A 2,565-nucleotide genomic window follows, 5' to 3' on the forward strand; every position below is an offset into this window, starting at 1 on the left:
CATTAGTTGTATAATATTTAAGGTAATCATTTTTTTATTCTAATTCTAAACAGTTTAAAAGATATTTTTAATGAAATAAATAATCATTTATAAAGATCTTTTTTGCATGGGTAAATCTAATATTTTTATTATAAATTCGTATTATCGCTTTTCATTAGAGAGAAATGGGTAATTAATATTTTTTTTACACCATGATTTTCGTCATCAAAAGAAATGGTAGCAATATTTTTTTGAATAGAAAGTAATACTCCTTGACCAAAAGTTTGATGGATTAATTGATCGCCTATTCGATAAGAAGGTTTATTAGAGAAGTATTTATCAATTTTTTTGTTAAAGTAAGAAATTAAATGCATTTCCTTGATAAAAGAGACTGGCTTTAAGAAGAAGTGATGTCCTAAAAGATAACGAGAACCAGAACTACTAATATATAATAATTCTTTCGCTCTTGTGATAGCTAGATAAGCTAAACTTCTGGCTTCTTTGATTAAAATTTCAGAAGGAGGAGAGGAGGAATCAGAATTCTTTTTATCTAATAAATTTTCCATAAATATTTGATCTTCAAAACCAATAGCAAAAACTACTTTAAATTCTAATCCTTTAGTTTTTTTGATTGTAGAAAGAACCACTTTATTTTTATCATTGATTAATTTATCTTCATTAAATAAAGAAATTTTATCTAACACAATTCTTAATTTTTCTAAAAAAGTACCTTTATGATTTAAGTCTTCATGGCTAAAAATTTCTTGGAGACGAATGATATTGGCTTTTTTCTCCTGGTTGGCTAATTTTTTATCATAATTATTATAATGAGATAATTTTTCTTCTTGTTCATTTAACATGCGTGAATAACAAATAATATCGTCTATTTTCTCAATTATATTAGATAAATTGGTCGTATCATCATTAAAAATAATATCTTGAATCATTTCTAAAGTTTTTTTAAAATTAACAAATTTAGCCTTATTATTGCGATCTGGTGGGATATAATCAATAGTTTCTAATAAAGACGAAATATTATGTTGTTTCGCTATATCTTCTAAAAATTCCATTGTTTTAATGCCTATTTGACGTTTAGGTATATTAATGATCCTTTTTAAAAAGAAATTATGTTTATTAGAAAGAACAACATGAATGTATGCGATCATATCTTTAATTTCTTTTTTTTGATAAAAAGAATAACTGTTTTTAATGAAATAAGGAATATTGTCTAAAAGAAAATGATTTTCGATATCTGTTCCTAAATTATTAATGCGGTATAAAATGCAAATATCATTATAATTATATTTACCTGTCTTGATTAAATCTTTAATTTTTTTAGTAATATATTTAGCTTCTTGTTTAGCGGTTAAAAAATCATTATAAACTACTTGTTCTCCAGAATCATAAACACTTTGAAGTTCTTTTTGAAAAGGTTGATTTGTTTGAGATTCATAATTATGACCAATTAACATATTAGCTTTACTTAAAATATTTTGAGTTGATCGATAATTAGCGTTTAAAGTATACATATCAGCTTTAAAATCTTTTTCAAACAACATTTGGCATATAACATCTTTATATTTAAAACGATAAATCGTTTGGTTCGGATCTCCCGCTAAAAAAATAACACTCTTTTTGCCGATAATTTTGATTAATTTATATTGAATTAAATCGATATCTTGACATTCATCTACCAAAAGATAAGCGAATTTTTTCTGATAAAAAGAAGCTACCGAAGGGTTATTTTTTAATAATTGATAAGAATAAATAATTAAATCATCACAATCGACTAAATTATTAGTTTTGAAAAAATGACAATACTCATCATAAATTTTTTTCATTTCCAGGGAAATAAAATTTATTTCGTTATATTCTTTTTTTAACAAAATATCATCCGTCTCATTAGTCAGGATATTATTAACAATTTCTTTTTTAGCAAATTGTTTTTTAATTTTCGAAATATAACTTTGAATTTCCAATACTTTATATGAATCTTTATCAATGCCCAATTTTTTCATATTTTCTTTAATAATAGATTGTCCTTCGTTTTCGCTAATGATAGCAAAAGAGGAGTCCATTCCGAAATTAAGTTTATCGATATATTTTCTTAAAATTTGGGTACTTAAATCATTAAAAGTTTTAATAGTCAAATTATAAAATTCAGTATTAACTATTTTTTTTAGATTTTTTTTCATTTCTTTAGCAGCATTATTAGTAAAAGTAATTGCTAAAATATTTTCACTCTTAATGTTTTTCTGTTCCAGTAAATAAGCTATTCTATTAGTAAGTGTTTTGGTTTTGCCAGTGCCTGGACCTGCTAGAACAAAAAGAGAACGATCAGGATAAGTAACTGCTTTTAATTGTTCTGAATTCAGATTTTTTAACCATTTTGGTTGCAACATATTTTTGAAACCTTCTTTTCGCAATTATTTCTTCTTTCTCAAAAATCAATTAATAAAAAATATTTATCTTATTCGGGTGAGCCCCAGCAAAATAGTTCCGAATGAGAACAACTAATTTTTCTAAAACAAATACCTTTTAGAAAAAATTATTTATTAATTTACTATATGATAACATAAAAAAAAT

The 2,565-nt window shown here is 24.1% G+C and carries 1 protein-coding gene; it reads right to left on the reverse strand.

From position 1 onward, the window contains the following. Positions 1 to 128: 128 nt before the first annotated feature. Complete coding sequence (locus tag RI76_RS02410) at positions 129 to 2,381, reverse strand: ATP-dependent helicase (RefSeq protein ID WP_017192555.1); 2,253 nt, start codon at positions 2,379 to 2,381, stop codon at positions 129 to 131. Between the last annotated feature and the right edge of the window lie 184 nt (positions 2,382 to 2,565).

This window comes from Milkweed yellows phytoplasma str. MW1 (genome assembly GCF_000309485.1).
Taxonomy (GTDB): Bacteria; Bacillota_I; Bacilli_A; order Acholeplasmatales; family Acholeplasmataceae; genus Phytoplasma.